General features: G+C 39.9%; 25 protein-coding genes and 2 riboswitches. Of the genes, 6 read left to right on the plus strand and 19 right to left on the minus strand.

Going from position 1 to position 26,425, the window contains the following annotated elements; genetic code table 11:
- Window positions 1-27: 27 nt before the first annotated feature.
- The 8 genes from WKH56_RS11880 to WKH56_RS11915 form a co-directional block, all read right to left on the minus strand.
- Complete coding sequence (locus tag WKH56_RS11880) at window positions 28-1,062, minus strand: ABC transporter permease (RefSeq protein WP_063247576.1); 1,035 nt, start codon at window positions 1,060-1,062, stop codon at window positions 28-30.
- Window positions 1,059-2,564, minus strand: a complete 1,506-nt coding sequence (locus tag WKH56_RS11885; RefSeq protein ID WP_063247577.1) for a sugar ABC transporter ATP-binding protein — start codon at window positions 2,562-2,564, stop codon at window positions 1,059-1,061. Before WKH56_RS11885 ends, WKH56_RS11880 begins: the two co-directional genes overlap by 4 nt.
- 16 nt (window positions 2,565-2,580) lie before the next feature.
- Window positions 2,581-3,657 carry a sugar ABC transporter substrate-binding protein gene (locus WKH56_RS11890; RefSeq protein WP_063247578.1) on the minus strand — a complete coding sequence of 359 codons (1,077 nt, stop codon included), beginning with the start codon at window positions 3,655-3,657 and terminating at the stop codon, window positions 2,581-2,583.
- A gap of 122 nt (window positions 3,658-3,779) precedes the next feature.
- On the minus strand, window positions 3,780-4,295 hold the full coding sequence (locus WKH56_RS11895; protein ID WP_048020348.1) for a 1,2-dihydroxy-3-keto-5-methylthiopentene dioxygenase: 516 nt from the start codon (window positions 4,293-4,295) through the stop codon (window positions 3,780-3,782).
- A 15-nt stretch (window positions 4,296-4,310) separates the two neighbouring features.
- Window positions 4,311-4,949 carry a methylthioribulose 1-phosphate dehydratase gene (locus WKH56_RS11900; protein ID WP_028414166.1) on the minus strand — a complete coding sequence of 213 codons (639 nt, stop codon included), beginning with the start codon at window positions 4,947-4,949 and terminating at the stop codon, window positions 4,311-4,313.
- Entirely contained in the window at window positions 4,946-5,611 is a 666-nt protein-coding gene (locus WKH56_RS11905) for a 2-hydroxy-3-keto-5-methylthiopentenyl-1-phosphate phosphatase (protein ID WP_195695049.1), read from the minus strand. The genes WKH56_RS11900 and WKH56_RS11905 overlap by 4 nt, the downstream gene beginning before the upstream one ends.
- On the minus strand, window positions 5,608-6,852 hold the full coding sequence (gene mtnW, locus WKH56_RS11910) for a 2,3-diketo-5-methylthiopentyl-1-phosphate enolase (RefSeq protein WP_243495627.1): 1,245 nt from the start codon (window positions 6,850-6,852) through the stop codon (window positions 5,608-5,610). Before mtnW ends, WKH56_RS11905 begins: the two co-directional genes overlap by 4 nt.
- 80 nt (window positions 6,853-6,932) lie before the next feature.
- Window positions 6,933-7,039, minus strand: a riboswitch (SAM riboswitch).
- Window positions 7,040-7,169: 130 nt separating this feature from the next.
- Complete coding sequence (locus tag WKH56_RS11915) at window positions 7,170-8,342, minus strand: pyridoxal phosphate-dependent aminotransferase (protein ID WP_028414169.1); 1,173 nt, start codon at window positions 8,340-8,342, stop codon at window positions 7,170-7,172.
- Window positions 8,343-8,454: 112 nt separating this feature from the next.
- Here WKH56_RS11915 and WKH56_RS11920 point away from each other — a divergent pair, with 112 nt between their 5' ends.
- The 5 genes from WKH56_RS11920 (at window position 8,455) to WKH56_RS11940 (ending at window position 12,485) form a co-directional block, all read left to right on the plus strand.
- On the plus strand, window positions 8,455-9,237 hold the full coding sequence (locus WKH56_RS11920) for a carbon-nitrogen family hydrolase (RefSeq protein ID WP_028414170.1): 783 nt from the start codon (window positions 8,455-8,457) through the stop codon (window positions 9,235-9,237).
- 91 nt (window positions 9,238-9,328) lie between these two features.
- Window positions 9,329-9,480: riboswitch (SAM riboswitch) on the plus strand.
- Between the two features lie 135 nt (window positions 9,481-9,615).
- A complete protein-coding gene (mtnK, locus tag WKH56_RS11925) occupies window positions 9,616-10,788 on the plus strand; it encodes an S-methyl-5-thioribose kinase (protein WP_028414171.1) in 1,173 nt (390 codons plus the stop codon).
- 35 nt (window positions 10,789-10,823) lie between these two features.
- Window positions 10,824-11,882 (plus strand): S-methyl-5-thioribose-1-phosphate isomerase, encoded by a 1,059-nt coding sequence (mtnA, locus tag WKH56_RS11930; RefSeq protein ID WP_063247580.1) that lies wholly within the window; start codon window positions 10,824-10,826, stop codon window positions 11,880-11,882.
- 124 nt (window positions 11,883-12,006) lie between these two features.
- Window positions 12,007-12,246, plus strand: coding sequence for a hypothetical protein (locus WKH56_RS11935; RefSeq protein WP_080968643.1), 240 nt, complete (start codon window positions 12,007-12,009; stop codon window positions 12,244-12,246).
- 74 nt (window positions 12,247-12,320) lie between these two features.
- Window positions 12,321-12,485, plus strand: a complete 165-nt coding sequence (locus tag WKH56_RS11940; RefSeq protein ID WP_014461081.1) for a hypothetical protein — start codon at window positions 12,321-12,323, stop codon at window positions 12,483-12,485.
- Here WKH56_RS11940 and WKH56_RS11945 read toward each other — a convergent pair whose 3' ends face one another.
- The 8 genes from WKH56_RS11945 to WKH56_RS11980 all read right to left on the minus strand — a co-directional run bounded on the left by WKH56_RS11945 (window position 12,486) and on the right by WKH56_RS11980 (window position 21,845).
- Window positions 12,486-12,989: a methylated-DNA--[protein]-cysteine S-methyltransferase gene (locus WKH56_RS11945; RefSeq protein ID WP_028414173.1), complete on the minus strand. Its 504-nt coding sequence runs from the start codon at window positions 12,987-12,989 to the stop codon at window positions 12,486-12,488. It abuts the gene before it with no gap.
- A gap of 19 nt (window positions 12,990-13,008) precedes the next feature.
- Window positions 13,009-15,189 carry a PAS domain S-box protein gene (locus WKH56_RS11950; protein WP_034264009.1) on the minus strand — a complete coding sequence of 727 codons (2,181 nt, stop codon included), beginning with the start codon at window positions 15,187-15,189 and terminating at the stop codon, window positions 13,009-13,011.
- Between the two features lie 261 nt (window positions 15,190-15,450).
- The gene (locus WKH56_RS11955) at window positions 15,451-16,164 is read right to left on the minus strand and encodes a LutC/YkgG family protein (RefSeq protein WP_028414175.1); all 714 of its coding nucleotides are present in this window, start codon (window positions 16,162-16,164) and stop codon (window positions 15,451-15,453) included.
- Complete coding sequence (locus WKH56_RS11960) at window positions 16,142-17,581, minus strand: LutB/LldF family L-lactate oxidation iron-sulfur protein (protein WP_028414176.1); 1,440 nt, start codon at window positions 17,579-17,581, stop codon at window positions 16,142-16,144. The genes WKH56_RS11955 and WKH56_RS11960 overlap by 23 nt, the downstream gene beginning before the upstream one ends.
- 17 nt (window positions 17,582-17,598) lie before the next feature.
- The gene (locus WKH56_RS11965; protein ID WP_168761363.1) at window positions 17,599-18,318 is read right to left on the minus strand and encodes a (Fe-S)-binding protein; all 720 of its coding nucleotides are present in this window, start codon (window positions 18,316-18,318) and stop codon (window positions 17,599-17,601) included.
- A 282-nt stretch (window positions 18,319-18,600) separates the two neighbouring features.
- Window positions 18,601-19,431: an ammonia-dependent NAD(+) synthetase gene (gene nadE / locus WKH56_RS11970; RefSeq protein WP_243495625.1), complete on the minus strand. Its 831-nt coding sequence runs from the start codon at window positions 19,429-19,431 to the stop codon at window positions 18,601-18,603.
- Window positions 19,432-19,466: 35 nt separating this feature from the next.
- Window positions 19,467-20,987 (minus strand): nicotinate phosphoribosyltransferase, encoded by a 1,521-nt coding sequence (locus WKH56_RS11975; protein ID WP_033578365.1) that lies wholly within the window; start codon window positions 20,985-20,987, stop codon window positions 19,467-19,469.
- A 138-nt stretch (window positions 20,988-21,125) separates the two neighbouring features.
- On the minus strand, window positions 21,126-21,845 hold the full coding sequence (locus tag WKH56_RS11980) for a FadR/GntR family transcriptional regulator (protein ID WP_048020324.1): 720 nt from the start codon (window positions 21,843-21,845) through the stop codon (window positions 21,126-21,128).
- 193 nt (window positions 21,846-22,038) lie between these two features.
- Here WKH56_RS11980 and WKH56_RS11985 point away from each other — a divergent pair, with 193 nt between their 5' ends.
- The gene (locus tag WKH56_RS11985; protein WP_048020322.1) at window positions 22,039-23,808 is read left to right on the plus strand and encodes a B12-binding domain-containing radical SAM protein; all 1,770 of its coding nucleotides are present in this window, start codon (window positions 22,039-22,041) and stop codon (window positions 23,806-23,808) included.
- A 24-nt stretch (window positions 23,809-23,832) separates the two neighbouring features.
- Here WKH56_RS11985 and WKH56_RS11990 read toward each other — a convergent pair whose 3' ends face one another.
- The 3 genes from WKH56_RS11990 to WKH56_RS12000 form a co-directional block, all read right to left on the minus strand.
- Window positions 23,833-24,006, minus strand: a complete 174-nt coding sequence (locus WKH56_RS11990; protein WP_014461091.1) for a thiamine pyrophosphate-dependent enzyme — start codon at window positions 24,004-24,006, stop codon at window positions 23,833-23,835.
- A gap of 2 nt (window positions 24,007-24,008) precedes the next feature.
- On the minus strand, window positions 24,009-24,167 hold the full coding sequence (locus WKH56_RS11995) for a hypothetical protein (protein ID WP_025749458.1): 159 nt from the start codon (window positions 24,165-24,167) through the stop codon (window positions 24,009-24,011).
- A gap of 367 nt (window positions 24,168-24,534) precedes the next feature.
- Complete coding sequence (locus WKH56_RS12000) at window positions 24,535-25,890, minus strand: TrkH family potassium uptake protein (RefSeq protein WP_048020320.1); 1,356 nt, start codon at window positions 25,888-25,890, stop codon at window positions 24,535-24,537.
- Between the last annotated feature and the right edge of the window lie 535 nt (window positions 25,891-26,425).

Below are 26,425 nucleotides of genomic sequence, written 5' to 3' on the forward strand. Positions count from 1 at the left end.
CGATTTCAAACGAAAAAAAACGGCTGTTTACACAGCCGTAGATGTTTGTTTCGAGCGGTAATACGTTAAAGCCAAGGCTCCTGCTAATACAGCTCCTTTAATAATATCTTGCATATAATACGGAACATTTAGCATCGTTAATCCATTTAACAGCACACCAATTAAAATAGAGCCAATCAGCGTCCCGAATACATTCGGTTTCCCTGCTCCAAATACGGAAAAGCCAATGTATGTCGCAGCTACGGCATCCATTAAAAATGGTGAGCCTGCGTTCACTTCTCCTACTCCAATACGGGCAGCTAAAACGACTCCTCCAATTCCAGCAAGCAAACCTGAAAACATATAGGCATACATACGATAACGATTAACCGGTACACCCGAAAGTCTTGCTGCTTCTATGTTACCTCCTGTTACGTAGAAAAAACGACCAAACTTTGTATAGGAAAAAATGATATGAACAAGCAGCACAGTCAGCAGCATAATGATCACAGGGACGGGAATACCTAGAAAGTGACCTTGCCCCAGCGCAAGGAAAGAAGGAATGAAAATTCCCGGAGCTCTTTCTCCGCTTGGTAAAGGCATATTGGTATAAATAGCTGAGCCTTTTGTATACGTTAATAAAATCCCCTGTACGATAAACATCATGGAAAGCGTGGCTAAAATATCAGGAATCTTTACTTTCACTACTAAAAAAGCATTCACTAACCCAATGAGAAGCGATGCAATAATCGGAACAATGATCGCAACTGCAATTTCTTGTCTGTGTAAAACGAGCATAGAAGCTGATAAAATAGTGGCTAAACCAGCCGTAGATCCTACAGATAAGTCGAGTCCGTTGACGGTTAACGATATCGTTACACCAAGCGCAATTAAGGTAACAATGGAAATAGAGCGCAGAATATCACTAATGTTTTCTCCTGTTAAAAAGTTAGGTGTGGCAATGGAAAAAATAATCATAATAACAAAAATCATTAAGACTGTCCCATATTTGTAAAAAAAGTCGAAAACGCTTATTTTTCTCTTTGGTTTCGCTACAGGTTCTGTTACATACTCCGCACTCATCCTTTTACTCCTCCTGCTGTATAATAAAATAATTTTTCACTAGTTGCTTCTTCTTTGGATAATTCTTTCACGATTTTCCCGTTGTACATAACATAAATTCGATCCGCTACCCCTAGCAGCTCCTCGAATTCACAGGTTGCATAAACAACGCCTTTTTTCTGTGACACAAGCCCTGTAATTAAGTCGAATATCTCTCGCTTAGAGCCCACATCAACCCCTTTAGTTGGCTCATCGAACAACAGTACGTCAGAATCCGTAACAAGCCATTTTCCGATTGCTACTTTCTGCTGATTTCCACCGCTTAACGTTCCAACTGACTGCTCGATAGAATGAGACTTTACGCCAACTTGCCCAGTCGTTTTCTGCGCTTTTTCTTTGATCTTTCCTCGCTTTAGAAACGAATAATTTGTAAAGCGGGACAGACTTGGCAAAACTAAGTTATCGGCAATCGATTCATGAACAAAAATTCCTTCTTTTCTTCGTTCTTCAGGAACAAGAGAAAGACCTTGTGCAATATAATAATACGGCTGCTTATTCAACTTTAGTTTCTTGCCTTTTAACCGAACGCTGCCGCTGACATATTGCTCTAAACCAAATAGACTTCGGCAAAGCTCCGTTTTCCCTGCTCCTACAAGCCCTGCAATACCGACTACCTCTCCTTCTTTTACATGAAAAGAGATATTCGAAAGGCGCCCTGGAAGGGATAATGCTTCTACATGTAAAAGTTCGTTTCCAACTTCTACTGATTCTTTGACCCACTGTTTTACAGAAGACGTTCCTAACATGAGCGTAATGACGTCTTCAATTGATGTATGTGAAGTTTCTTTTGTAGCTACATAGCGTCCGTCCTTTAAAACCGTTAAGCGGTCGCAAATATCAACCACTTCTTGAAGGCGATGTGAAATATAAATAATGCCTACTCCGCTTTTCTTCAGCTCTCTCATCACAGAAAACAATTGTTTCGTCTCTTCCACACTAAGAGGTGCGGTTGGTTCATCCAAAATTAAATAATCAACATTCTGTACAATTGCACGTGCAATAAGCACCTGCTGTTTTTCTGATAGAGTTAGATCAACAACATTTTTTTTAACGGATAAAGAAGAACCAAGTAAAGAAAGAGCTTCTTCCGCTTTCTTATAAATAGATTTCCAGTTTACAAATGTCTTACTTTTCTTAGAAACCTGCACGTCTAACACAATGTTTTCAGCTACTGATAGCGAAGGAATCAGCGCTACATCGACTTCTTGGTGTACAATGCCGATGCCGTGGCTCTTCGCTTCTTTAGGAGAAGAAATAGAGATTTCTCCTCCGTCTTTGTAGATCTTTCCTTCGTACTCGTCGTAAGCTCCGCACAATATTTTCATCAACGTACTTTTACCGGCACCATTGGCTCCCAATAAAGCATGAATTTCCCCTTTTTGAACAGTAAAATCAACTTTGTTCAGCGCTTGAAAAGAACCAAAGTTTTTTGTAATGTTCTTCATTGAAAGCTCGTTCGTCATGTCTGTCCCTCCACTTCTACTCTTTTTTACCCCATTCTTCTACGTACTGACTAAGCTGGTCCATATTAATCGTTTGATTAGGCAAGTCAGTTTGTTTGACTAAAACCGGATCAAAGGAATAATAACGAGGGATCTCTTGACCGGAAATCTTTTTAAGAAGCAGATCAACCTGCTTTTCTCCTACTGAAGCTGGGTTTACAGCAGCTGACGCTTTCCACGGGCTATTTTTTGCCTGCATCATTTGCAGGTCTTCATCAGATAAGTCCACTCCGTATACCTTAATCTCATCTCGTCCTGCTTCTTTAATCGCTCTTGTGACTCCTTTTGCAAATTCGTCCCAAGGTGCCCAAACGGCTGCAATGTCTCCTTTATTTGGATACTGCTTTAATACAGCCGCCATTTTATTTTGAGTGTCTAGAGAGGTGTTGTCTGTTGCGCTTCCAAACGTGGCAATTTGTTTTACATCTGGATAGCGATTCATCATAATTTTATAAATGCTGTCGCGTTTTTCCATCGGTGCAAAGCCTCCAACAAACGCATATACAATATTTCCTTTTCCGTTAATGTCCTGCATCATTTGCTTTAACCCCTGGAGCGCAAGCATATAATCATCTTGGTCAATCGTTGTAACGCCTTCTACTTTTAATTCTACGTCTGTTGCAATAACGGGAATCCCTTTTGCAATCGCGCGCTTCACGCCAGGTTCAAGGGTTTCAGCCCGACCGTGGTCAATCATAATACCGTCAACATTTTGGTTAATAGCCGTGTCTAAATACGCAGCCATTTTAGATTGATCATTATTAGAATCAGAAACGGATAGCTGTACTCCGGCTTTTTTAGCCGCTTTTGTCACACCTGTTATGTACTGAGCAGCGTGAGTGCCTGATGTAAATTCAGAAATAAGCGCAATTTTTGTATCTTTCGTAATCTGTTTTCCTTCTTGCTGTACAGGCTTAGCAGAAGCCGCTTGCTGCGCTGGAGCTGCCTGTGCTTTCTCGTTTAGACTTGGCTGTTCTTTCGTGCAGGCAGCCAGCGCAAAAACTAGAAGTACGAGCAAAGTAAGTGGCCACAGCATTTTTTTACTCTTTTTCATGGTGTTCCTCCTATTATACTTATTATTCATATGAAAATAGTTAGTTTTATAATAATCCAAAGAATACCCCGCTTTTAGATGTAAAAGCGGGGTGATCATGACCTATGCTTTACAAGTAGTTGTTATGCGTAAATAGGTACCCATCCTTCAGTTGTCACAAAAATTCGCACAGCGACTACTTTACGATCTTCCATTAGTGTAAAGTAATGAAGAATGTTTTCTGGTACTGAAATTAAATCGCCTGGCTCTAATTCAACATCAAAAAATTCGCCGTCTTTTCCTTGAATAACAAAGATTCCATGACCGCTTACGATAAAGCGAACTTCGTCATCTGTATGAATATGCTTGCGCTGAAAGTTTTTTAACAATTCATCAATGTTTGGTGTAGATTCCGATAACGAGATAACATCTTGAGCTTTATAGCCGCGGCGTTCAGAAATATCTTTAATATCCTCATCAAAAGCGTTTAAAATTTCTTTTTTTTCTTCATCAGTTAAATCATATTTTTCACGAAGATTTTCTGGAAGTTTTGTAATATCCCAGTTTTCATAAATAACTTCATTGTTTGCCAGAAAAGCTGATACTTCCTCTTGAGTTTCAATTCTTTTATTATTTACATGTAAGCGAATTTGCGCCATTTTTATTTCCTCCTTTTATAAATGCACCTTTGGCTTAATGCCTTTAAGTGATAGTAATTTCACATGGTAGCTAAATAGAAATTCATAGGCTTCTAGCGCTTTTTTTGTTTCAAACGCATTTTTTCCCCATACCGTAATCCCGTGGTTACGAATTAAAATCGCGCCTTGATCGCCTTTTATATGGTGAGAAAATTCTTCTGCTAGTGTCGGAATATCCGCGTAATTCGGAATAATCGGAACAGTAATTTCCGCATCTTCCTCCCAAATACCCAGTGCCTTAATAATTTCTTGGCCTTTGAATGAAATAAACCCTTCATCTCCGTACAGTTCAGAGATCACGTTGTTGTCGATTGTATGTACATGAAGGCTGCACCCAGCATTCGTTGACTCGTAAATCTTAACGTGCAAAAGCGTTTCAGCAGAAGGCTTTAAATGCGTTTCTTCTGCAGGCTTCCCGTATTGATCAACTAACAAAAAGTCTTCATTTGTGCGTTTTCTTTTATCTTTTCCACTTGCTGATACAAAGAAAGTTGTCGGATTTTGATCCACTTTAATCGCTAAGTTTCCGCTTGTACCGAAGAACCAATCGCGCTCTGCCAACTCATCTTTTATATCTGCAAGCTCGTGTAATCTTTGCTGAGCCATAATACTCATGCTTTCACCTCTTCTGTTAATTCTTGTAAATGGCGAATCACATCATAAAAAGTAGAAAAAGGACGATACGGTAGAGATAGCTCTTCGCATTTTTTAATTAAAAAGTCACGCGCAATGACAGTGTCAGCTAATTTGGCAGCCTGCAAATCTGTAATTGAATCGCCAATAACAACCGTATGATCTCTTTCATCTGCAAGATGGCGAATAATCGTTGGCTTACAGCAGCCGCAGTCATTTGTACACTGTTTATCACATGTATGAGGCCACGTAATGGAAATATGCTCACCGGAAAAATCAGATCCGTTGCAGTAGAGCATTTCCTCTGCAACTCGATTTCCCAAAAGCGGTTTTACAAAAAAGTCAATTCCTCCGCTTACAATATAAAGCGGAATATGATGCTCTTTTGTATAGGCAATAAAATCATCAAATCCATCTCGAATAGCAGACGTCTCTAAAATATAAGAAATAATATCTTCCTTTAATTCCACGGGAAGCAAGGCAAACATTTGCCCTACTCCTTCTTGAATGGAGACGCGCTGTGCTAGCACGTCGTCTTTAATACTTTCCCACTCCGGAGGAGCAAATTGTTTCATAATAGCAATAATGTTATCGCTATTTGTGATTGTTCCATCAAAGTCACAAAAGATTTTTAACGATGTCATGCTTTCACCTCTACTGTTCCCCATAGTTGCAAAGCTTTTTGCAACTCTTTTGATTCTTCCGCTTTTTCGGCTAGTGTTTGATGAGAGAGTACTCCATCTATCGCCGCACGGAATGCTTTTCCTCCTCCGATAGCGCCGTCTGGATGACCGTGAACTCCGCCTCCTGCATTAATAATGCTGTCGATTCCAAAGTCCTTCACAAGCTGCGGTACCATTCCAGGATGAATTCCTGCTGAAGGAACCGGGAAAGTCTGCTTATATTTGTACACAGGACGCGTTAATTCGTAGGCAATGCCTGTCGTATCTTCAAGAGAAAGCGCTACGCTTCCGTATGGTGATGGAAACAGTGAGAAATCCGCTCCGGCTAAGCGCAATAGTTTTCCAAGCAGTAATGAATTTGAAAAACCGTAAAACTCTGATGGCGTAAGCGCTCCGCTAACAGCTGGGTGTGCCATAATCGGCAAGTTAATTTCATCATCTTCTCGAAGTGCCTGCAGTACGTCTAACCCGTAAGCAAATACGTTGAATAAAAGAGCATCGGCTCCTAGCTCAGCTGCTTTTCTCGCTTTTTCTTTTAATTCAAACGTTCGTCCCGTTAAATTAACAGCATACAGCGTGCGGTGTCCCGTTTTTTCGTATACTTCATTCAGTACTTTTTTTCCTTCTGTAACGCGAGCTTCAAAAGGTGTTCGTTCACTATCAAACAAAATCTCGTCGTCTTTAACCAAATCCACTCCGCCAAGCGCTTGCTCACGAAGCTGAGTTGTTAAGTACGTCATATCTCTTCCAATTACGCCTTTAAAAATACTCATCACAAGCGGACGGTCATAAACGCCTAGTTTCTCTCGGATACCTTCTATTCCAAAGCGCGGTCCTGGGAATTCAGCTAATAATTCATCAGGAAAATCCAAGTCTAATAATTTCACTTTTCCATCAAGTGATAGTTTTCCGAAAACCGTAACTAAAATAGCCGGTAAATCTCTTGAAAAGTTGGCAGTAGGATAAGCAATTTTGACAATAGCCTGCTTAACCTCTCCGCCTAAATATCCGTTAACACGTTCGCAGTCTTGAAGCTCAGTTACGGATATGACGCGCCCTTTATGCTTTTGAAGCTGCTGTTGATCTAAAAGCGGCAGATCTGTCCATGAGCCGACGGTTAGTCCTAAAGCGATTCCTTCCGCTTTTTTATGAAAATTTCCTTTATTGTCATGTAGTAAGTAGCTTGCAACGATTTCACTCATTATGCTAAAAACTCCCTTGCTGTTTAATATCGTTAATAAAAAAAACCTCTTCTGTAATTAAGAAGAGGCTTTCGTTGCTCTTCTTATCTCTCAGCTGCTGCTGCAAGAATTAGCACCGTGCTTAACATGCGTTAAGTCGGTTGCCGGGCTTCATCGGGCTAGTCCCTCCACCTACTCTTAATAAGAAAGTTGCTATTTATTTAAATTGAATTCGTAGATTATATACTAAATAAAAAATACCGCTAGGATTTATCGGTTATTAATCTCGTTAACTTCTTACATATTAAGCCAACTCAAAAAGGATTGTCAATGCGTTTTTAAAATAAATTTAATTTTTTTATTCGAGATACAGCTTCTCTCATGCGCTCTTCATCCGTCAGCAGTCCTACGCGCACATAGCCTTCACCATATGTTCCGAAGCCTACTCCAGGTGCCACTACAACGTGGGCTTTTTCAAGAAGTAAATCTGAAAATTGTTCAGAAGTATATCCTTTAGGAACTTTTAGCCATGCAAAAAAGGAACCCGCTGGAGATGTAACGTCCCAACCAATTTCTTGAAGCCCTTGAATAAAGGTATTGCGTCTAGATTCATAGCGCTTAACTAAATCATTCACACATTGTTGAGATTCTAACAGAGCTGCCGCTGCTGCCTCTTGAACCGCCCCAAAGAGGCTGACATACATATGATCTTGAAGAAGATTAATAGCTTCTACTACACTTTCATTTCCTACAGCAAATCCAACTCGCCATCCCGCCATGTTATACGTTTTAGAAAGAGTATAAATTTCAATTCCCGTCTCTTTTGCACCAGGAGTCTGTAAAAAGCTGATTGGCTTTTTACCATCAAATCCAATGGCTCCGTAGGCAAAGTCGTGTACCACACAAATATCGTGCTTGGCAGCAAACGCCACGGTGTCTTCAAAAAATTCTGCTGTTGCCACTGCACCGGTAGGATTATTCGGATAGTTTAAAAACATGAGCTTTGCCTGTTCTTTAGCACGTTCACCTATCTCTTCGTATACGGGCAGAAAATGATTTTCAGCCGTGAGCGGCATCACTTCCATCTTTGCTTTTGCAAGCTCTACTCCAGACCAGTAATCAGGATATCCAGGATCCGGAACCAGCACCGTATCTCCAGGGTTTAATAAGCACTGCGGAATTTCTACAAGTCCACCCTTCCCGCCAAACAAAATAGCTACTTCTTTTTCAGGATCCACATCAACGCCATATTCTCGTTTATAAAAAGTCGCAACGGCCTCTTTTAAAAACTGGTGCCCCCGAAATGGAGAATATTTATGGTGCATAGGATTAGCACTTGCTTTTTGGAGTGTTTCTACAATATGTGAAGGAGTAGGCTGATCAGGATTTCCCTGCCCTAAGTTAATAACGTCGTGCCCTTGGGCCATTACTTTTCCTACCTTGCCTACAAGTGATGCAAAAAATTGTTTTGGTAAACTTTTTAATAGTTCCGATTGCTCAAATTGTTTCATCATCGCACACCTTCTCAAAAAATTCTTGAAATTCTAGTCACAAATAATATATTGTAATACTCAACTTGTAAAGTCATTTTTTTCAACTACTAAAAAAAGGACGGATGATAAAGTGAGTGTAAAAATCACGTGTTTGCAGCTTGATATTGCGTTTGGAAACCCAACTAAAAACCGAAAATATATTCAACAAAAAATGACGGAAGCTCTAAAAGAAAACCCTGACATCCTTGTGCTTCCTGAGCTATGGGATACAGCTTATGATTTGACGCGGCTAGACGAAATTGCCGATGATGAAGGACAGCAGGCCAAGCAATTAATCTCTCAATTTGCTAAAACGAACGAAGTAAATATTGTGGCAGGTTCGATCGCGAAAAAAACAGAGCAAGGCGTCACAAATACGATGTATATTTTTGACCGAAAAGGTCGTGAAGTGTCACAATACAGTAAGCTGCACTTATTTAAATTAATGGATGAGCACCTCTATCTAGAAGCAGGAACAGCAAAAAATCTTTTTACACTTGAACAGTCTTTATGCGCAGGAGTTATTTGTTACGATATTCGTTTTCCAGAATGGATTCGCGTGCATACTAGCAGCGGAGCAGAAGTCTTATTTGTTGTTGCTCAGTGGCCGGCTCCAAGACTTGCCCATTGGAAAGCACTGCTCATTAGCCGCGCAATCGAAAATCAATGCTATGTAATCGCGTGTAATCGTGTAGGCCAAGATCCTAATAACACATTTGCCGGACATTCCTTAGTCATCGATCCGTGGGGAGAAATAATCGCTGAAGCTGGCGATAGCGAAGAACTTTTAAGTGCCGACGTTAACCTGGAACTTGTAAAAGAAATTCGTAAACAAATTCCTGTCTTTACAGATCGCCGCACAGAATTTTATTAATTATGTATTGACAGCCGTTTTTTTGCATGATACGATTTTCACCAGATATCATAAAATATTCAAACAAATCAAAATTGAATAAGTAATCGTACTCTTATCAAGAGTTGGCTGAGGGATTTGGCCCTGTGAAGCCCAGCAACCGACCGTCATTCCATCCTAAGGTGGATCACACCCGTAAAACATGTTTTTACAAAGGCACGGTGCTAATTCCAACAGAAAGTAATTCTTTCTGGCAGATAAGAGGTTTGAACACTACAATCAAGCCTCTTTCCAACGAAAGAGGCTTTTATATTTTCTAAAATTATAAAAGCCTCCATACATTCTTAAACCTATTAACTTAGTAAACAAATCAGTTTAATAAACTATGGAGGGATTCTAATGTCAACAACAAAAACAGAGAAGTATCAGCCTTTAACAGAAATTTCAGCAATCAAACTTGTAAAAAAGCTAGGTCTCTTTGATGCCACAGAAGCACTGACTGCCCGTGAAATCGGTGACGGCAACTTAAATCTCGTCTTTCACATCATAAATGATCAAACGAATAAATCCATTATCGTCAAACAAGCACTTCCCTATGCAAAAGTTGTAGGCGAAAGCTGGCCTCTATCCTTGAACCGTGCCACGATTGAAAGCAATGCGCTCAAGCAATTCGGTGCATTTACCCCTGAACTCGTACCAGCTGTGTATTACCACGATGAAACGCTTGCTGTTACGGTCATGGAAGATCTGTCTCATTTAACGATTTCCCGCGCCGGACTTATTCAAGGAGAAAGTTATCCCCTGCTTTCACAGCATATCGGTTCTTTTCTAGGACATATTGCGTTCAAAACGTCGGATTTTGCCTTAAAGCCTCAGGATAAAAAAGAAGAAGTGGTCAAGTACAGCAATCCGGACTTATGCAATATTACGGAAGATTTAGTTTTTACAGATCCTTTTTTTGATATCGATACAAATGAATTTGAAGAAGCGCTGCGTCCTGATGTAGAAGAATTGTGGAACGATGGAGATGTAAAATTACAAGCAGCAAAATTAAAATATAAATTTTTAACAAATGCCCAAACGCTAATTCACGGTGATTTACATACAGGAAGCATATTTGCTAGCAGTCAAGAAACGAAAGTGATTGATCCAGAGTTTGCTTTTTACGGTCCATTTGGATTCGATTTAGGCCAATTTGTTGCGAATTTATTTTTAAATGCTCTTTCTCGAAAAACAGATCGCGAACCGTTATTTGCACACATTACGAACACATGGAACGTATTTAAAGATACCTTTACTGCGCTTTGGCATTCTGAAAACACTGAACCTTTCGCTAAAGATGAGCGCTTGTTACATGAAATTTTAACGCAAACATGGCAAGATGCTGTTGGATATGCAGGGTGTGAAATCATTCGACGTACGATTGGCTTAGCTCACGTGGCGGACTTAGACGAAATTTCTTCAGAGGAAAGAAAAATTAACGCTAAACGTACTGCATTAAAAATTGGACGCTATTTACTTCTGCACCAACAAGACGTTTCACCAAATGAATTTGAACATTTACTTCGATAACGAATAATGTACACAATGAAAGGATCGGTATCAGCATGACAAATACACTATCACTTCCGCGCTCAGTGGAATGGAATGAATCATATATTACTTTATTAGATCAGCAGCAGCTTCCTGGCAAAGTTGAATATATTAAGCTGCAAACCATTAAGGACGTATGGGATGCTATCACTACCTTGAAAGTACGCGGAGCCCCTGCAATTGGCATTACGGCGGCTTTTGGTCTTGCTCTTTCTGCGCTTAGCTATGACACGGATTCAGTCAAGGAATTTAACAAAAAGCTAGCTCTAGATCAACAGTATTTAGCTAGTTCACGCCCGACTGCCGTCAATTTATTTTGGGCACTGGAGCGCGTAGCGAAAAGCGCTGAATCCGCTTCGTCCGTTAATGAAGCTAAAACAAAAGTTGTTCATGAAGCGATTCAAATTCAAGTAGAAGATGAAGAAACGTGCTACCGAATTGGAGATCATGCCCTTTCTTTATTTAAAAGGAAAGATAAAATCATGACAATATGTAATGCTGGTTCAATTGCTACAGCTTATTATGGAACAGCATTAGCACCTTTTCACTTGTCTAAGCAGCGCGATATTCCGCTTGAAGTATTTGCTTGTGAAACAAGACCCGTTCTTCAAGGTTCTCGCTTAACAGCATGGGAACTTCAGAAGTCGGGAGTAGACGTTACGCTGATTACGGATAATATGGCTGCTCATACCATTAAAACAAAAGGAATTAATGGGATCATTGTAGGTGCTGACCGCATTGCAGCAAATGGCGATACGGCTAACAAAATTGGAACGTATGGACTTGCTCTTTTAGCGAAAGCATTCGGTATTCCATTTTACGTAGCAGCGCCGCAGTCCACATTTGATTTATCTATTCAAGACGGAAGCAGCATCCCTATTGAAGAACGTTCACCTAAAGAAGTAACGCACATTGGAGATACGCAAATTGCTCCAGACGGAATCTCTGTGTACAATCCAGCTTTTGATGTGACGCCAAGCGAACTGATTACGGCCATTATTACAGAGCATGGAGTTATCCATTCCCCGTCTTTTGAATCCATTCAAAAAGTTTTGCTGCAATCTGCTCAATAACAAGAGGCTGGGACAAAAGTATTTTAGCCCCACTGCAAAACGAACCACTAATCAACGTGTTGATTAGTGGTTCGTTTTTTTGTGATGGTAAATATCGTTTTATCTGTTTCGTTCCCTCTAGCAGTTGATTGGAGGGCAAGGTGAAGACTCCTGCAGGAAAAACCGAAGGGGTGAGACCCCGCAGGAGCGCAAGCGACGAGGAGGCTCAGCGGCCGCCCGCGGAAAGCGAAGTCTTGCACGGAAATCAACTGCGGTGTCACAAGCGGTTCAGTTCATGTATACGAGTTGTTCATCTTTAGATGACATTGATTTTGTTATGTCTCAACCTTTTTCATTAAACAGCGCTTTTTGGCTGCATTTGTAACACAATTGTAACAGTACTCTCTGCTTTTTCTACATATATTATAGGGGATTCTTTTTGAATAAGGAGGAGTAAAAATGAGTGCAGAGCAAAAAACGGATAAAAACAAAGCGTTGAATCGTAAGCAGCAATATCAGCTATTCGATTTATCCAAAGATGAAGAACTAAATTCCCTCCCTTCTCCTCAGCAAATTGACGGTGTTTTTGTGCAGGGAGAAGGCTGGAAATTAGACGGTGAATAGTTATTTTAACTCCAGAGCGCCTTTTGCTACATTTCTTTCAAGCATTAATAGTTTTTCTTTTATATGAGTTTGGGAACCTGCATAACCTGTTAAAGCTCCATTTTTACCAATAACACGGTGACAAGGTAAAATAATAGGCAGTGGATTTCGACGATTCGCTTGTCCCACAGCCCTTACGGCTTTAGAGCGATTAACAGACTCCGCTACATCACTATAAGACCACGTTTGTCCATAAGGTATACCTTTAAGCGTTAACCACACTTCTTTTTGAAAGTCTGTTCCTTTTATATCCAAAGGCACATCAAATGTTAGCGTGCGCCCTTCAGCATAATCCTGAAGCTGCCGCTTCGCTTCTTTCACAAGGTGATAATTCTCGTCATGGACAAGTTTTTTAAGCTGCTCGTTGTGATCATCACTATCAAACCAAATATGTTGAACCCCTTTTTCCGAGGCTACAATATAAATTTTCAAATCAGAAAATAAGTTCATTTCTCCATAGTACATACTCGCTTATCCTTTCTAATTAGGCTGGAAGAATAACACGAAAAGCTGTTCCTTCTCCTATTTTGCTTTCCACTTCAATTCGCCCTTTATGTTCTTCGATAATTTTATATGAGACCATCAAACCGAGCCCCGTTCCTTTTTCTTTTGTCGTATAAAATGGCTCTCCTAAGCGCTTGATGCGCTCTTCGGGCATTCCGTCTCCTTGATCTCGAATGGAGACCGTCACGTAGTGCGGCTCTGTAGAATAGACTTCAACAAAAATTCTTCCCCCGTTTGACGTGACTTCAATTGCATTTTTAATTACATTTATTAGTACTTGTTTAATTTGGTTCGGCTCGCAGTATACCATTGGCAGCTGAGGGGACACACTTAGTTCAAACTGAATATTTTCTAAAAGCGCTTGAGCATTTAATAAATCAATCGTTTCTTTAACAACCGCAGCTAGATTTTTCTTTTCGAACTTTACGGCCTGTGGCTTAGCGAGTACTAGAAACTCTGTAATAATAGTTTCGATTCTTTTTAATTCGGATTTAATAATATCAAAATAAAGAGAGTGATCTTCTTGAATGCTGCTTTCTAGCAGCTGAACAAACCCTTTTAAAGCCGTCATCGGGTTGCGGATTTCATGCGCAATCCCAGCTGCTAACTGTCCGACTACTTGAAGCGTATCCGATTTCCGAATCTGCTCCTGCATTTGATTTCGTTCCGTTACGTCTCTTAAAAGCGTCATATATAGACCTGGCAAGATATCTTTTTTCGTAGAGAATTCGATATTTTTAACTTTTTCGTTCCCCGTAACGTACGTAATCTCTCCTTCAGCTTCCCCTTTTTGCTCAATTGTTTCTTTATGCTCAATGACCGCATCTAAATTCGCTGAAGAAATAAAATCCTCCATGGAATGCGCACAAATCTCCTCTTTGCTGAGTTCGAGAATATCACAAAGAGAAGAATTCACATCAATAATATTTCGCTTGCCGTCCCATAAAACTAACCCATCGATCGAACCATTAAAAATCTGTCTGAATTTCTCTTCGTTATTCCGAAGCTCTTGTTCGATTTTTGTACGTTCACTAATGTTTCGAAAAATGGTTAAATGGTCTCCTTCTATAATGCCTTTTTTCCCCGTGAATTCCAACTGTTTGATTTCTCCATTTGGCATGTAAAAAGGAAGCTGATTGCGAATTTCTCCTTCTTTTTGAAATGTTTGCAGCATTTTTAATGCACTAAAGCTTTGCTTATCGATAAACGTATACAAATTACTTCCAATCAATTTGTTCAACGGCAGCTCGAAAGTACGGGACGAAGCAAGATTAGCGTTTAAGATTTCCCCATCGTCTTTCCAAATCAAAATGGCTTCAATCGCATTTTCAAAAATAGCCCTGAAATTTTTTTCGCTTCTCAACAGCTGCTGCTCCATCAGCCGTTTTTCCGTCACGTCTCTCATAATGGACATATAGTATTGACTGTATATATTAGCCGTTGTGGTAAATTCAAAAAAAGTAACGTCTCCATTTTCGAGCTTAATCGGCAGCTCACCGCTTGTCTTTCCTTCTTGATGCAGAGTTCTCCATAATTTTTTCACTTTATAATGATAAGTAGGTTCTACAAGCTCCTCTAACGTTTTGGTTAAAAGCTGTGCTCTTGTATAATTTAATCGCTCGCAAAATGAAGGGTTCGCGTCGATAAGCTGACCAGTTCGATCAAAAATAACAATTCCATCTACCGCTTCATTAAATACATCCATAAACATATGATGACTAATAAACCTTTCATTTTCCATCATCTTGTGCTGCGTAATATCTCGAAATGTACACACAATAATGCCCGACATGTGACTATGTTTGTGTGAAGTAAATTCAACATGTTTCATCATGCCGCTTTGAAGCGTCATCGCGCCTTCATATTTGAAATAGCTTTCTTCTAAAAGCGCTGGATAGTACGCTTCAATCATGTCATACGGAAAATACATGAGAAAATCTTTCATTTGATACGTTAATAGCTCATCCTTTGTTTTTTCAAACAGCCCGCAGGCTGATTCATTGGCATTTATAACTTGAAAATACTCATCAAATACGACAATGGCATCTAATACGTCATTAAAAATAGCTCGTAGCTGCTCTAATTCACCTTGCTGCTTTTGCGCAGCTTCAGATGTTAATTCTCTGTGTGGTGACATGCTCATTGCTCCTTTCTTTTGCACTTCCCATTTCCCCACCTTTTATCTATAGACTTAGTATTCTACAAGATTTGCTTTTTACCTTTTTAAAATTAGTCACGTTTATTCAAAATGCGACATTTCTTCACATTCTCCCGTTATTTAAAAAAGGAGCATGAATAAAAGAGGCTGGGACATAACAAAATGAAACCTATGCTCAACATAACAAAGAAAACGAACCGTGAATCAACATGTTTGATTCACGGTTCGTTTTTCACTTCGGCTAAAATACGTTTTCCCCAGCCTCTATCGATCATTCACTACAATATAAGTGGCTTGAATAGGTCCATGCACGCCAACGACTAGATTCATTTCAATATCAGCTGAATTGCTCGGTCCCGTAATAAAGTTAATGCAAGAAGCAATCGTTTCTCCTCGCTCTACTTTTTCATGAATCATTTCAGCAGCTTGTGTCATGCGAGGGACAATGGAGCTTTGAGGAATGATCGCAATATAAGTGGCCGGCAGCAAACTGACCGATCGTCCTTTTGCAGCGCTGCTGAACAAAACAACTGTGCCGGATTCCGCTAGCGTCAAATCACTGAATGTGATGCCTACATTTGCTTGTTCAGCTAGTTTAATATTCTCATCGCCTTTTGCAGAATTCCATACATGAAGGCTACTGCTTGTTTCCCATTTCTCCATCAGCAGATTCAATCCATATTCGGAAAACCTAGGATCATCCCACGTGCTCACAAGACCATTTCCATAGTTCGCTACGGCTTCCTCAAGGACAGCTGGCAAGTGTTGTGATGATGTTTCTACATAGCGAGTATGAATACGTTCGCAATGGTTTTCAAGCTCTTTCTTTAATTGATCTGGCGAATAGCTGCGGTAGACCTCATGCTGAGGAGCATGCTTCCATTGGGGCTTTACTACGCCGCTTGTTCGCCTGCTTCGCTTAAGATTAGCCGCAATATTGTCTAAAAAACTGTCTCTATTTTGAATGCTTCCGTTCATCATCATCACTCCTTTTATCAAACCAATCTCGTAAGCGCTCTTTTGTAGGCGCCGGAAACTCTCTGCTTTCCGTCCACGCTTTTAATGGACCAGGCCCTTTGGAAATACTGCTTCCTGACATAAAAGGAGTAAGAGCTGCCGGTGCTACTTTAGCGCCCACTGTATATAGAGAAGAAGAAGCTGCTCCCAAGCCAAATGCTTTCATCGCCAGCTTTTCCGAAATAGGTGCTTTTCCTTCTTTCTCGACAATTCGCTGACGGTGCTTGTGTAATAGCTCATGCAGCGGAATTTTGACCGGACAGGCATCCGTACAGGCTGCGCATAGAGTTGAAGCATATGGAAGCTCTTTGTAGTCTTCATAGCCTCCAAGCAAAGGGGATAATACAGCTCCAATCGGACCTGAATAAATAGATCCATATGAATGCCCTCCAATATGGCGATACACGGGACATACATTCACACATGCCGCACAGCGAATACACTGTAAAACAGATTGAAACTCAGTTCCTAAAATCGCAGATCGTCCGTTATCTACAATCACTAGGTGAAATTCTTCCGGTCCGTCTACTTCTCCTGGAAGTCTAGGTCCTGTAAGCGCTGTTACGTAACTTGTAAGCCGCTGACCTACTGCACTTCTAGTTAACAGGCTTACCAACACTTCAAACTCTTCAAACGTTGGCACAATTCGTTCCATTCCCATAACCGTAATTTGCGTTTTAGGAAGGGCAGTTGTTAACCTTGCATTTCCTTCATTGGTTACAAGTGAAATAGACCCAGATTCTGCAATCGCAAAATTACATCCCGTGATACCAATATCAGCTGATAAAAATTCTTTTCGCAGCATTTCCCGGGCGTGAAGAGCTAGTTCTTCAGGTTTTTCCGTTTTTTTATAAGAAAGCTTTTCCTGAAATACATCTCTAATTTGTTCTTTATTTTTATGAAGTGCAGGAGCTACGATATGAGAAGGCGGATCGTGATCATCTACTTGCAGGATATATTCTCCTAAATCCGTTTCAATAACTTCACAGCCCAGTTCTTCTAAAGCAGCGTTCATATGAATTTCTTCTGTAACCATTGACTTGGACTTAACGACTTTCTTTGCCTGCTTTTGCCTCGCTACATTTTTTATGTACTCATTCGCTTCTTCAGCTGTTTGAGCGAAAAAAACGTGGCCTCCGCGTTTAGCTACATTATCCGTGAGCTGCTCTAAATAGTAATCTAAATTTTCAAGCGTATGCTGACGAATTTCTTCGCCAAGCGCTCTCCATTCTTCCCAGTTCCCTAACTCTTCCGCCGCATCTAATCTACGGCTTCTTAAGCGCTCTTGAGCACCTGAAACCGCAAAGCGCATAAACGCATTATTGACTCCGTCATCGACGCGTTTTTTAAACTGATCGTTTCCTATTTTCATAGACATTCGGTATTCTCCTTTCTTTACATTCTGCTATTTAACACTTCAGCGATATGCATCACTTTTACAGGCTGTCCTTTTCGTTCAATTCTTCCTCCAATATTCATAAGACAGCCGCAGTCAGCTCCAATTAAGTACTCCGCGTTTGTTTTAGCTATACAGCCCACTTTTTCATCGACCATTTGTTCAGAGATTTGCCCCATCTTAACCGAAAACGTCCCGCCAAATCCGCAGCAGTTATGACTGTTTTCAAGATTCTCCATTTCAAGACCCTTTACATTGTTTAATAGTGTAAAAGGTTCTTTTTTTACGTTTAGCAAACGCGTCATATGACAGGAAGAATGATAAGTGGCTTTCCCATTTAAGCTGGCTCCCACGTCTTCTACTTTTAAAACGTTTACAATAAAATCCGTTAGCTCATACGTTTTATCAGCAAGCTTCACGGCAGACTCATTCCATGCAGCATCACCTTTAAAAAGATGAGGATACTCTTTAAACATTGTCACACACGAGCCTGATGGAGATACAACGTACTCTGCATGCTCAAACGCTTTTATCATGTTTTTCATTGCTTCTTTTGATTCTTTTACGTAACCGCTGTTATACGCAGGCTGCCCGCAGCATACTTGACTCTTTGGAAAATCCACTTCGCATCCTAATCGTTCTAACAATTCTACCGTCGCTTTTCCTACATTTGTTTGAAACATATCAATCAAACATGTGGCAAATAAAGATACTTTCATCATTTGCTCCCTCCAAGCTGATCATTTTACTTCTTTTAGTTAACAGGTCATCAGATGACTTAATGCTATTATACTCCTATGTTTTTCTAATTTCACTAGTTTTTCAAAAATACATTTCTTTGTTTGATATTTTTCCCACAAAATAATAAGAAATTGAGACACGTGAAACCTACGTTTGCCCTATTATTAAAAAAATCCAAACGAATTTGATTCTCCATCAAGAATCAAAACCGTTCGGATCTTCCTTCAACTAAACTACGTTTGTCTCAGCTTCTTACTTATTTATTTCCAAAAATCATCAAACACTGTGATTGGCAATTGGCGTTTATGCTGCGTTTTTAAGAAGTGACCTTCAATGACGTTACTTGCATGTTCACCTACATCTTTGCCTTCTAAATAATCGTCGATTTGCTCATACGTTACGCCAAGCGCTTCTTCATCTGGAAGCTGTGGACGATCTTCTTCCAAATCAGCCGTTGGTTTTTTCATATATAGATGCTCGGGACAGCCTAATTCTTTTAGCATTTGTTTCCCTTGTCGCTTGTTTAGACGGAAGATAGGCACTAAGTCAGCTCCTCCGTCACCAAATTTTGTATAAAATCCTGTAACAGCTTCAGCGGAGTGATCCGTTCCAAGTACGACTCCACTGTACATGCCTGCTACCGTATATTGCGCAATCATTCGTTCACGTGCTTTTACATTTCCTTTGTTGAAGTCGGAAACTTTATCATCTGCCGCTTCTTCAACAGCAGAAAGCATCGCATCTACTGCTGGTTTTACATTAATAGAAATAGATTTTGTTGGTTGAATAAAAGCAAGTGCATCTTGACAGTCTGCTTCATCTGCCTGCACACCGTATGGAAGACGAACAGCAATAAACTGATAGCGCTCTTCTTCGGCTTCTTCATTCAACTCATTAACCGCTAGCTGCGCCAGCTTTCCAGTTAACGTAGAATCTTGGCCGCCGGAAATACCTAGTACAAACGAACGTAAAAAAGGATATTTGTTCATGTAGGATTTCAGAAAATCAACGCTGCGGCGAATTTCTTCCGCGGGATTAATTTCTTTTTGCACATGCATTTCTTCAATAATTTGCCCTTGTAGCTCTTTCATAAAAAAACTCTCCTCTCATTACTAGCTGACGGAATCTACACAAGTACGGTATCAGATAGTAACTTGCTTCTAGTCTCTTCGATATTTTGCATTTTGTTATCCCAGCAGTTTGTACTTAAGTCTACTGGGTACTCTGTAGGACGAAATACATCTTCGTTCGATTTTGTAATAACTTTGTAGTCATCCCATAGATGCTTTAAGTTTTGTAAGCAGTAGGCTCTCATTTCTTCAATGGTAGGCTGCTCATACACAAGCTTTCCCTGTGCAAAGATTGGCTGGTGAATTTTACGTGCGTTAAAGTTCGTGACAAACTTGCTGACGTGCGTATGAATAGGATGAAACATTTTTAAATGCTGCTCTTCATTCGGCACTTCGTCTTGCATCGTAATATAATCGCCTTCCCATTTGTGATTCACTTGATTTACAATTCGATATACTTCTTTTAGACCAGGAGTTGAAATTTTCTCCGGGTTTTCTGACAGCTTAATCGTATCCACCATGTTTCCATGATCATCTTCAATCGAAACCAGCTTGTACACCGCTCCTAGCGCCGGCTGATCAAAGGACGTCATGAGCTTTGTTCCAACTCCCCATCCATCAATTTTGGCACCTTGCGCTTTCAAATCTAGAATGCTGTACTCATCAAGGTCATTCGAAGCGAAAATTTTCACATCATGATAGCCCGCTTCATCAAGCATTTTTCTTGCCTCTTGAGAAAGATATGGAAGTCTTCCGCTGTCTAATCGAATACCGATAAAATTAATTCGTTCTCCCATTTCTTTTGCTACTTTAATAGCATTTGGAATACCTGATTTTAACGTATTATATGTATCTACTAAAAAGATACAGTTACGGTGTGATTCGGCATATTTTTTAAACGCACTATATTCATCACGATAGACTTGAACAAGCGCGTGGGCGTGAGTGCCGGACACAGGAATTCCAAAAACTTTTCCCGCTCTTACATTACTGGTTGCGTCAAAGCCTCCAATATAAGCAGCTCTTGCCCCGTAAAAAGCAGCATCCAGCTCATGTGCTCTTCTTGAACCAAATTCCATAAGCTGATTTGTACCCGTATGTTCATATAAATTATCTTCTCCCGCGGCTAAGCGAATACGCGATGCTTTTGTGGCAATCAGCGGATGGAAATTTAAAATATTTAAAAGCGGCGTTTCAATAAGCTGCGCTTCTGCTAAAGGAGCGTCAATTTGCAGCATCGGTTCATTAGCAAAAATCATTTCGCCTTCTACGACCGAACGAATATTACCGCTAAATCGAACCTGTTTTAGATAGTCGATAAACTCCGCTTCATAATGTAATTCTTCATATAAATAATCTAAGTCCGTTTCGCTAAATCTGAAATTAGCAATAAAATCAATTACTCTTTCTAGCCCGGCAAACACCGCATAACCGCTTTCAAACGGCATCCGACGAAAGTAAGCTTCAAATACAGAACGACGTTTATGAATCTGGTCTTGAAAATACGTATGCGCCATATTCAGCTCGTATAGATCTGTATGCAAAGCTAGACTATCATCTCTATATTGCTTTTTCATACTTTGTAACCCTCCATTTGACAATCCTAGTTTCTATTATGTAAATCTTTTCACAATAGAGCAAGCATAAATTATCGGAAGGTGCTTGAATTTTAGTTTTTCTGTTGTTTAGAGCGCACTTTTCTGCCTGAAATGGCGTTATTTTTCTTCCGGTATGTATTTCATTAGTACATGTTCAACATTATCAAGGTGACTCATCATAAAATACTGAGCATCTTCTGCATGCTGAGAAAGAATAGCTTCATAAATTTGCTGATGCTCTTTATAAATCCGTTCAGCCGTTTTCTCTTCTGCATAAAGCCAGATGCGTCTTGTCTCTTTCATCGTTTCAATCATCATTTCTGATACGTTATTCATAAGCTTCACTAAAAGAGGGTTTTGTGAGGCTTTGGCAATGGCTAAATGAAAAGCAAAATCTGCTTTCTCTCCCAGTTCTTCATTGCCAAACGCTCCTTTCATTTGTTCCAGACTATTAGACAGCTGTTTAAGGTCCGCATCCGTTCTCTTTTGAGCTGCCGCTCGAACAGCTCCAATTTCCAATACTTTTCTCACTTCAAGCAAATGCTCAATATCGTTTTTATTCATTAATACAGCGCTAGTTACAGGCAAAGACAGCATGTCTGAGTTAAATTCGCGTACAAATGTGCCTTCCCCTTGCTTCATCTCCAGAAGCCCCATCGCTCGCAAAGCGCTAAGAGCTTCACGAATAGCTGAGCGTCCTACCTGAAAGTTTTCCGCCAGCTGCTGCACTGAATCCAAACGGTCTCCAGGCTTCAAGCTGCCTTCTTTTATATTCTCAAGAAGCGTTTCGGCTACTTCTTCGTATATTTTTTTTGGCTTAATTCGCTTATATTCCACGTTTTCCACCTCATTTTTTTCGTTCACCAAGGTTCATATTAACCGAGACTCTTTCTTCTTTTACGTTTCTGTTACATTTTACCGAAATCTTTTCCCCGCCACAACAAAAGTGCAAAGGTATTTATACTTTATTTCTCAAATGTGCTAAAATAGTAAATTGATTTCATATTACGAGTTAAAAGGAGCTTTTTGAATGAACATTGTTGTCAGTACATTGAATGCGAAGTATATTCATACTTCTTTAGCCCTTCGATGTTTAAAAGCCTATGCCGAGCCTGACTATAAAGTGGATATGGCCGAATATACGATTAAAGATCCTGCTATGAACATTGTCACAGATTTATATAAACGCAACCCAGATATTATTGGTTTCAGCTGTTACATTTGGAATATTGAAGAAACGATTAAAGTCGCACAAATGCTTAAAAAGATCAATCCCGAGCTCATCATTATATTCGGTGGACCAGAAGTAACCTATGATGTAACTCACTGGCTAGAGCGTATTCCTGAAGCTGACTTTATCGCTATTGGTGAAGGTGAAGAAACATTTAAGCAGCTGTTAGATGAACTTCACGGCGAGCGTCAGTTTGAAAACGTAAGCGGCGTGGCTTTCCGAAAAGAAGGAAAACCAGTTGTTAACCCACAGCGCAATAAAATTGATCTGCGCGAAATGCCTTCTCCTTTCCGTTTTGAAGAAGACCGCCAAGAACTTTCAAAACGCGTTGTGTATATTGAAACAAGCCGCGGCTGTCCATTTAGCTGTCAGTTCTGTCTCTCTTCTATTGAAGTAGGCGTTCGTTATTTCGACCGAGAAAAAGTAAAGGAAGATATTCGCTATTTGATGGATAACGGAGCGCGCACAATTAAGTTCGTAGACCGCACGTTCAACATCAGCCGCAGCTACGCCATGGAAATGTTCCAATTTTTAATTGATGAACATCGTGAAGGTACCGTATTTCAGTTTGAAATTACTGCCGATATTATGCGCCCAGAAGTTATTCAGTTCTTAAACGATAACGCGCCAAAAGGATTATTCCGCTTTGAAATTGGCGTTCAATCTACCAACGATGCCGTTAATGAACTAGTCAAACGCAAACAAAACTTCAAGAAATTAACGCGCACCGTAACAATGGTAAAAGAAGGTGGAAAGATTGATCAGCATTTGGATTTAATCGCGGGTCTGCCAGACGAAGATTACAACTCATTTAAAAATACGTTTAATGATGTATTTGCACTTCGTCCTGAAGAGCTTCAGCTAGGCTTTTTAAAAATGCTTCGCGGCACTGGCTTACGTTTAAGTGCGCCTCGCTATAATTATCAATACATGGATCAGTCGCCTTATGAAATTTTAAGCAATAACGTCTTGCCATTTTCAGATGTCGTACGCATCAAGCATGTAGAAGATATTTTAGAAAAGTTTTGGAATGACCACCGAATGGATGAAACAATCGAATTTTTAGTAGAACACTGCTATGATACGCCTTTTGATTTCTTCCAAAACTTTGGGACGTATTGGGATGAAATGGGCTGGGTTCGAATTGGTCATCAGCTTGAAGATTTATTCAGACGCCTTAACCAGTATATTCAAACAGAAAGTTTTTCAAATGAAGACGTGATTGAAGGGTTTATGAAAATTGATTATTTACAAAACCAAAAGCATAAACCTCGTAAGCCTTGGTGGGACGATAAAGTAGAAAAACAAGTCCGTTCTCATTACTATCAGCAAATGCTTGCTAATCCTTCTATCATGGGACAGGCTTTTGAAGCTGAACAGCTTGTTGAAAAAGAATTATACAAGCACACTGTTTTAGAGATTCTTCCATTTGATTATATGTATTATAAACAAACGGGACACATCAATGAACAACCATCTGTTCTTCTTGCTTATTATGATCAAAAAGCAAATGATACAAAACTTTATTCAGCACCTGTAGAAGCATTTGGTCTTCCAGTTGTAAGCTAAAACCTCGGATATCCGAGGTTTTTTTTAGCATTCTTTTTTCTTTTCATGCTCTTTATCAGACTTTGTCTTTCCAAGGGATTCATATATTTTAGCTGCGTTCGGATCGCCCATTTCCGTTCCAAACTCTTCTTGGAGTAATTGTTTTTGTTTTGCTTCGGTGCTCGCGATGTGCTTATTATTTTGTTTATGTTTGCTCATCGTTACTTACCTTGCTTTCCTTTTTTAGAATTGCGATTCGCGCCTTTAGCCGGCTCCTCGCCGCCAGCATATTCAGCAGCAAATTCTGCATCTGAAAGGCTCTCTTTTGGTGTATTGTTGTTAGTTAGTGCTGATTTGTATCCTACTTTACGCTTTGCCATCATGTATCCCTCCTATGCTTGGAAGTCCATTGAACTTCCTTTTCTTAGAATGCGCCTTTTGCTAAGCAATATAAGCAGAAAAAGCTGTAAAAAAGCGGTTGAAACATAACAAAATTACTTTACTCTAAATACGAACAACTAGGATAAATGCCTTGAACCGCTTGTGAGACCGCTGTTGATTTCCGTGCAAGGCTTCGCTTTCCGCAGGCGGTCGATAAGCTTCGCCCTCCCATCAACAGCTAGAAGCAGCTACATGAAACCTACGTTCACCATCATAATAAAAAAACCCGAACGAGTTGGATTCTTAATCAAGAAACAAACTCGTTCAGATCTTCCTTCAACTAACATATTTTTGTCCCAGCCTCTTTTATCCAATAATGATACGTTCTTTCGGATAGTGATAATCCGGTCCAGACGTTGGACGGCGAAGCATTAAGATAAATGAAAACATGCCAATTCGGCCAATGAACATTAAAACCATAATAACGCATTTTCCGATATCAGAAAGCCCTCCTGTAATGCCCATTGATAAACCGGTTGTCCCAAAAGCTGAACACACTTCAAAAATAAGCTCAATGAGAGAAAAATGTTCTGTAATACTTAAAATAAGAAGAGAAATCGAGCAAATGATCACGGCTAACATCGACACGGCTACTGATTTGATAATGTCATCTTCATGAATTTCGCGGCGAAAGATTTTAATCGTCTTATTTCCTCTTACGTAATAAAACAGGAAAAGAATATTTAATGCAAACGTCGTTGTACGAATTCCTCCTCCTACTGAGCTCGGTGAAGCACCGATAAACATCATCGCGCTCATCATAATTAACGTAGGAAGTGAAAACTCATTAATATTCATGGTCGCCACTCCTCCGCTCCTTGTAGCAGCGGATTGGAAAAACGCATAAAAGAACGATTCATCCCAAGACTTATCTGCTAAAAACCCTGAATGCTCTAGCACAAGAATTAAAATTGTTCCCCCTGCTAACAGCAGAAAAAACATAATGGTCGTTAGCTTCGTAAATAGAGAAAATTGAAATTTACGCTTATCTTTAAATGTTAAAAAATAGTGCTTAATCTCAATTAACACAGGGAATCCAATCGCTCCAAGCGTAATTAAAATAACAGTTACCACTTGTACAAAATAATCATGGGCATACGGAATAAATGAAGATCCTGTAATATCGAAGCCGGCATTTGTTGTAGCGCTGACAGAAGCAAAGAAACCATGCAGAAACGCATCTGTCCAGCTCGAATAGTAACGGAGAAAATGTAATCCTAAAATAATGGCGCCAACTAGTTCAATAGCAAAAATAATAAATAAAATGTTTCTCATCAAGTCAACTAATCCTGATAAACGGGATTGGTTATGATCTGTCATAATGAGCTGACGTTCCTTCAAACCAATTTTTTTACCTAAAATCATCCAAATGAATGTACTGAGTGTCATCACGCCAATACCACCGATTTGAAAGATAAAAGCGAGCAAAAAATAGCCCGTCGTACTAAATGTATCCGGAGTAGAAACAGGTGTCAGCCCTGTTACACTTACCGCACTAACGGCAATAAATAAGCGATCAATAAATGCTAACTTCACTCCCGGCTTTAAAGCTTCTGGAATACTAAGCAATAGAAATCCAAGCGTAACAGCCACTATGTAAAATGTAACAATAATTTGAGCTGAAGACATCTGCCTTACTCGTCGTTTCCATGGTTGCGGCATAATCTGACATTCCTTTTTTTGTTATAATACTAATAGTTTTCTTCTTTCTTCCCAAAGCATACTCATTGTTACACGAATCACAATATCCATGTAAAAAATCCCATGTTCAAGAAGGTGACTACATTAGTATAAAAGAAGTCACCTCACTTGTCATTAGATATCATAAATCCAAGCAGCCGCATAAAGAACCTTCACTCAATATTGTCTGTTTATACAAAAAAACGAGGTCGAGACATAATTAAATTAATCTAATCTAAAGACAAATAAATGGGATACATGAGCTCGTATGGACACTTGAGACACCGCTGTTGATTTCCGTGCAAGACTTCGCTTTCCGCGGGCGACCGCTGAGCCTCCTCGTCGCTCACGCTCCTGCGGGGTCTCACCTGTTCCGCTTTCCCCGCAGGAGTCTTCGCCTTGCCCTCCAATCGCCAGCTAGAAGCAACCACATACTTGAATCCTGCGTTCACCATAACAAAAAAACGAACCACTGATATCAATGGTTCGTTTTCCACTTCGGCTGAAATACTTTTGT

Source organism: Priestia sp. SB1 (genome assembly GCF_038898415.1).

What these genes read in the sequence shown, in the direction of transcription:
- WKH56_RS11880 (WP_063247576.1), bottom strand. Translation starts at nt 1,062, where the DNA reads ATGAGTGCGGAGTATGTAACAGAACCTGTAGCGAAACCAAAGAGAAAA.
- WKH56_RS11885 (WP_063247577.1), bottom strand. Translation starts at nt 2,564, where the DNA reads ATGACGAACGAGCTTTCAATGAAGAACATTACAAAAAACTTTGGTTCT.
- WKH56_RS11890 (WP_063247578.1), bottom strand. Translation starts at nt 3,657, where the DNA reads ATGAAAAAGAGTAAAAAAATGCTGTGGCCACTTACTTTGCTCGTACTT.
- WKH56_RS11895 (WP_048020348.1), bottom strand. Translation starts at nt 4,295, where the DNA reads ATGGCGCAAATTCGCTTACATGTAAATAATAAAAGAATTGAAACTCAA.
- WKH56_RS11900 (WP_028414166.1), bottom strand. Translation starts at nt 4,949, where the DNA reads ATGAGTATTATGGCTCAGCAAAGATTACACGAGCTTGCAGATATAAAA.
- WKH56_RS11905 (WP_195695049.1), bottom strand. Translation starts at nt 5,611, where the DNA reads ATGACATCGTTAAAAATCTTTTGTGACTTTGATGGAACAATCACAAAT.
- mtnW (WP_243495627.1), bottom strand. Translation starts at nt 6,852, where the DNA reads ATGAGTGAAATCGTTGCAAGCTACTTACTACATGACAATAAAGGAAAT.
- WKH56_RS11915 (WP_028414169.1), bottom strand. Translation starts at nt 8,342, where the DNA reads ATGAAACAATTTGAGCAATCGGAACTATTAAAAAGTTTACCAAAACAA.
- mtnK (WP_028414171.1), top strand. Translation starts at nt 9,616, where the DNA reads ATGTCAACAACAAAAACAGAGAAGTATCAGCCTTTAACAGAAATTTCA.
- mtnA (WP_063247580.1), top strand. Translation starts at nt 10,824, where the DNA reads ATGACAAATACACTATCACTTCCGCGCTCAGTGGAATGGAATGAATCA.
- WKH56_RS11940 (WP_014461081.1), top strand. Translation starts at nt 12,321, where the DNA reads ATGAGTGCAGAGCAAAAAACGGATAAAAACAAAGCGTTGAATCGTAAG.
- WKH56_RS11945 (WP_028414173.1), bottom strand. Translation starts at nt 12,989, where the DNA reads ATGTACTATGGAGAAATGAACTTATTTTCTGATTTGAAAATTTATATT.
- WKH56_RS11955 (WP_028414175.1), bottom strand. Translation starts at nt 16,164, where the DNA reads ATGAACGGAAGCATTCAAAATAGAGACAGTTTTTTAGACAATATTGCG.
- WKH56_RS11960 (WP_028414176.1), bottom strand. Translation starts at nt 17,581, where the DNA reads ATGTCTATGAAAATAGGAAACGATCAGTTTAAAAAACGCGTCGATGAC.
- WKH56_RS11965 (WP_168761363.1), bottom strand. Translation starts at nt 18,318, where the DNA reads ATGAAAGTATCTTTATTTGCCACATGTTTGATTGATATGTTTCAAACA.
- nadE (WP_243495625.1), bottom strand. Translation starts at nt 19,431, where the DNA reads ATGAAAGAGCTACAAGGGCAAATTATTGAAGAAATGCATGTGCAAAAA.
- WKH56_RS11975 (WP_033578365.1), bottom strand. Translation starts at nt 20,987, where the DNA reads ATGAAAAAGCAATATAGAGATGATAGTCTAGCTTTGCATACAGATCTA.
- WKH56_RS11985 (WP_048020322.1), top strand. Translation starts at nt 22,039, where the DNA reads ATGAACATTGTTGTCAGTACATTGAATGCGAAGTATATTCATACTTCT.
- WKH56_RS11990 (WP_014461091.1), bottom strand. Translation starts at nt 24,006, where the DNA reads ATGAGCAAACATAAACAAAATAATAAGCACATCGCGAGCACCGAAGCA.
- WKH56_RS11995 (WP_025749458.1), bottom strand. Translation starts at nt 24,167, where the DNA reads ATGGCAAAGCGTAAAGTAGGATACAAATCAGCACTAACTAACAACAAT.
- WKH56_RS12000 (WP_048020320.1), bottom strand. Translation starts at nt 25,890, where the DNA reads ATGCCGCAACCATGGAAACGACGAGTAAGGCAGATGTCTTCAGCTCAA.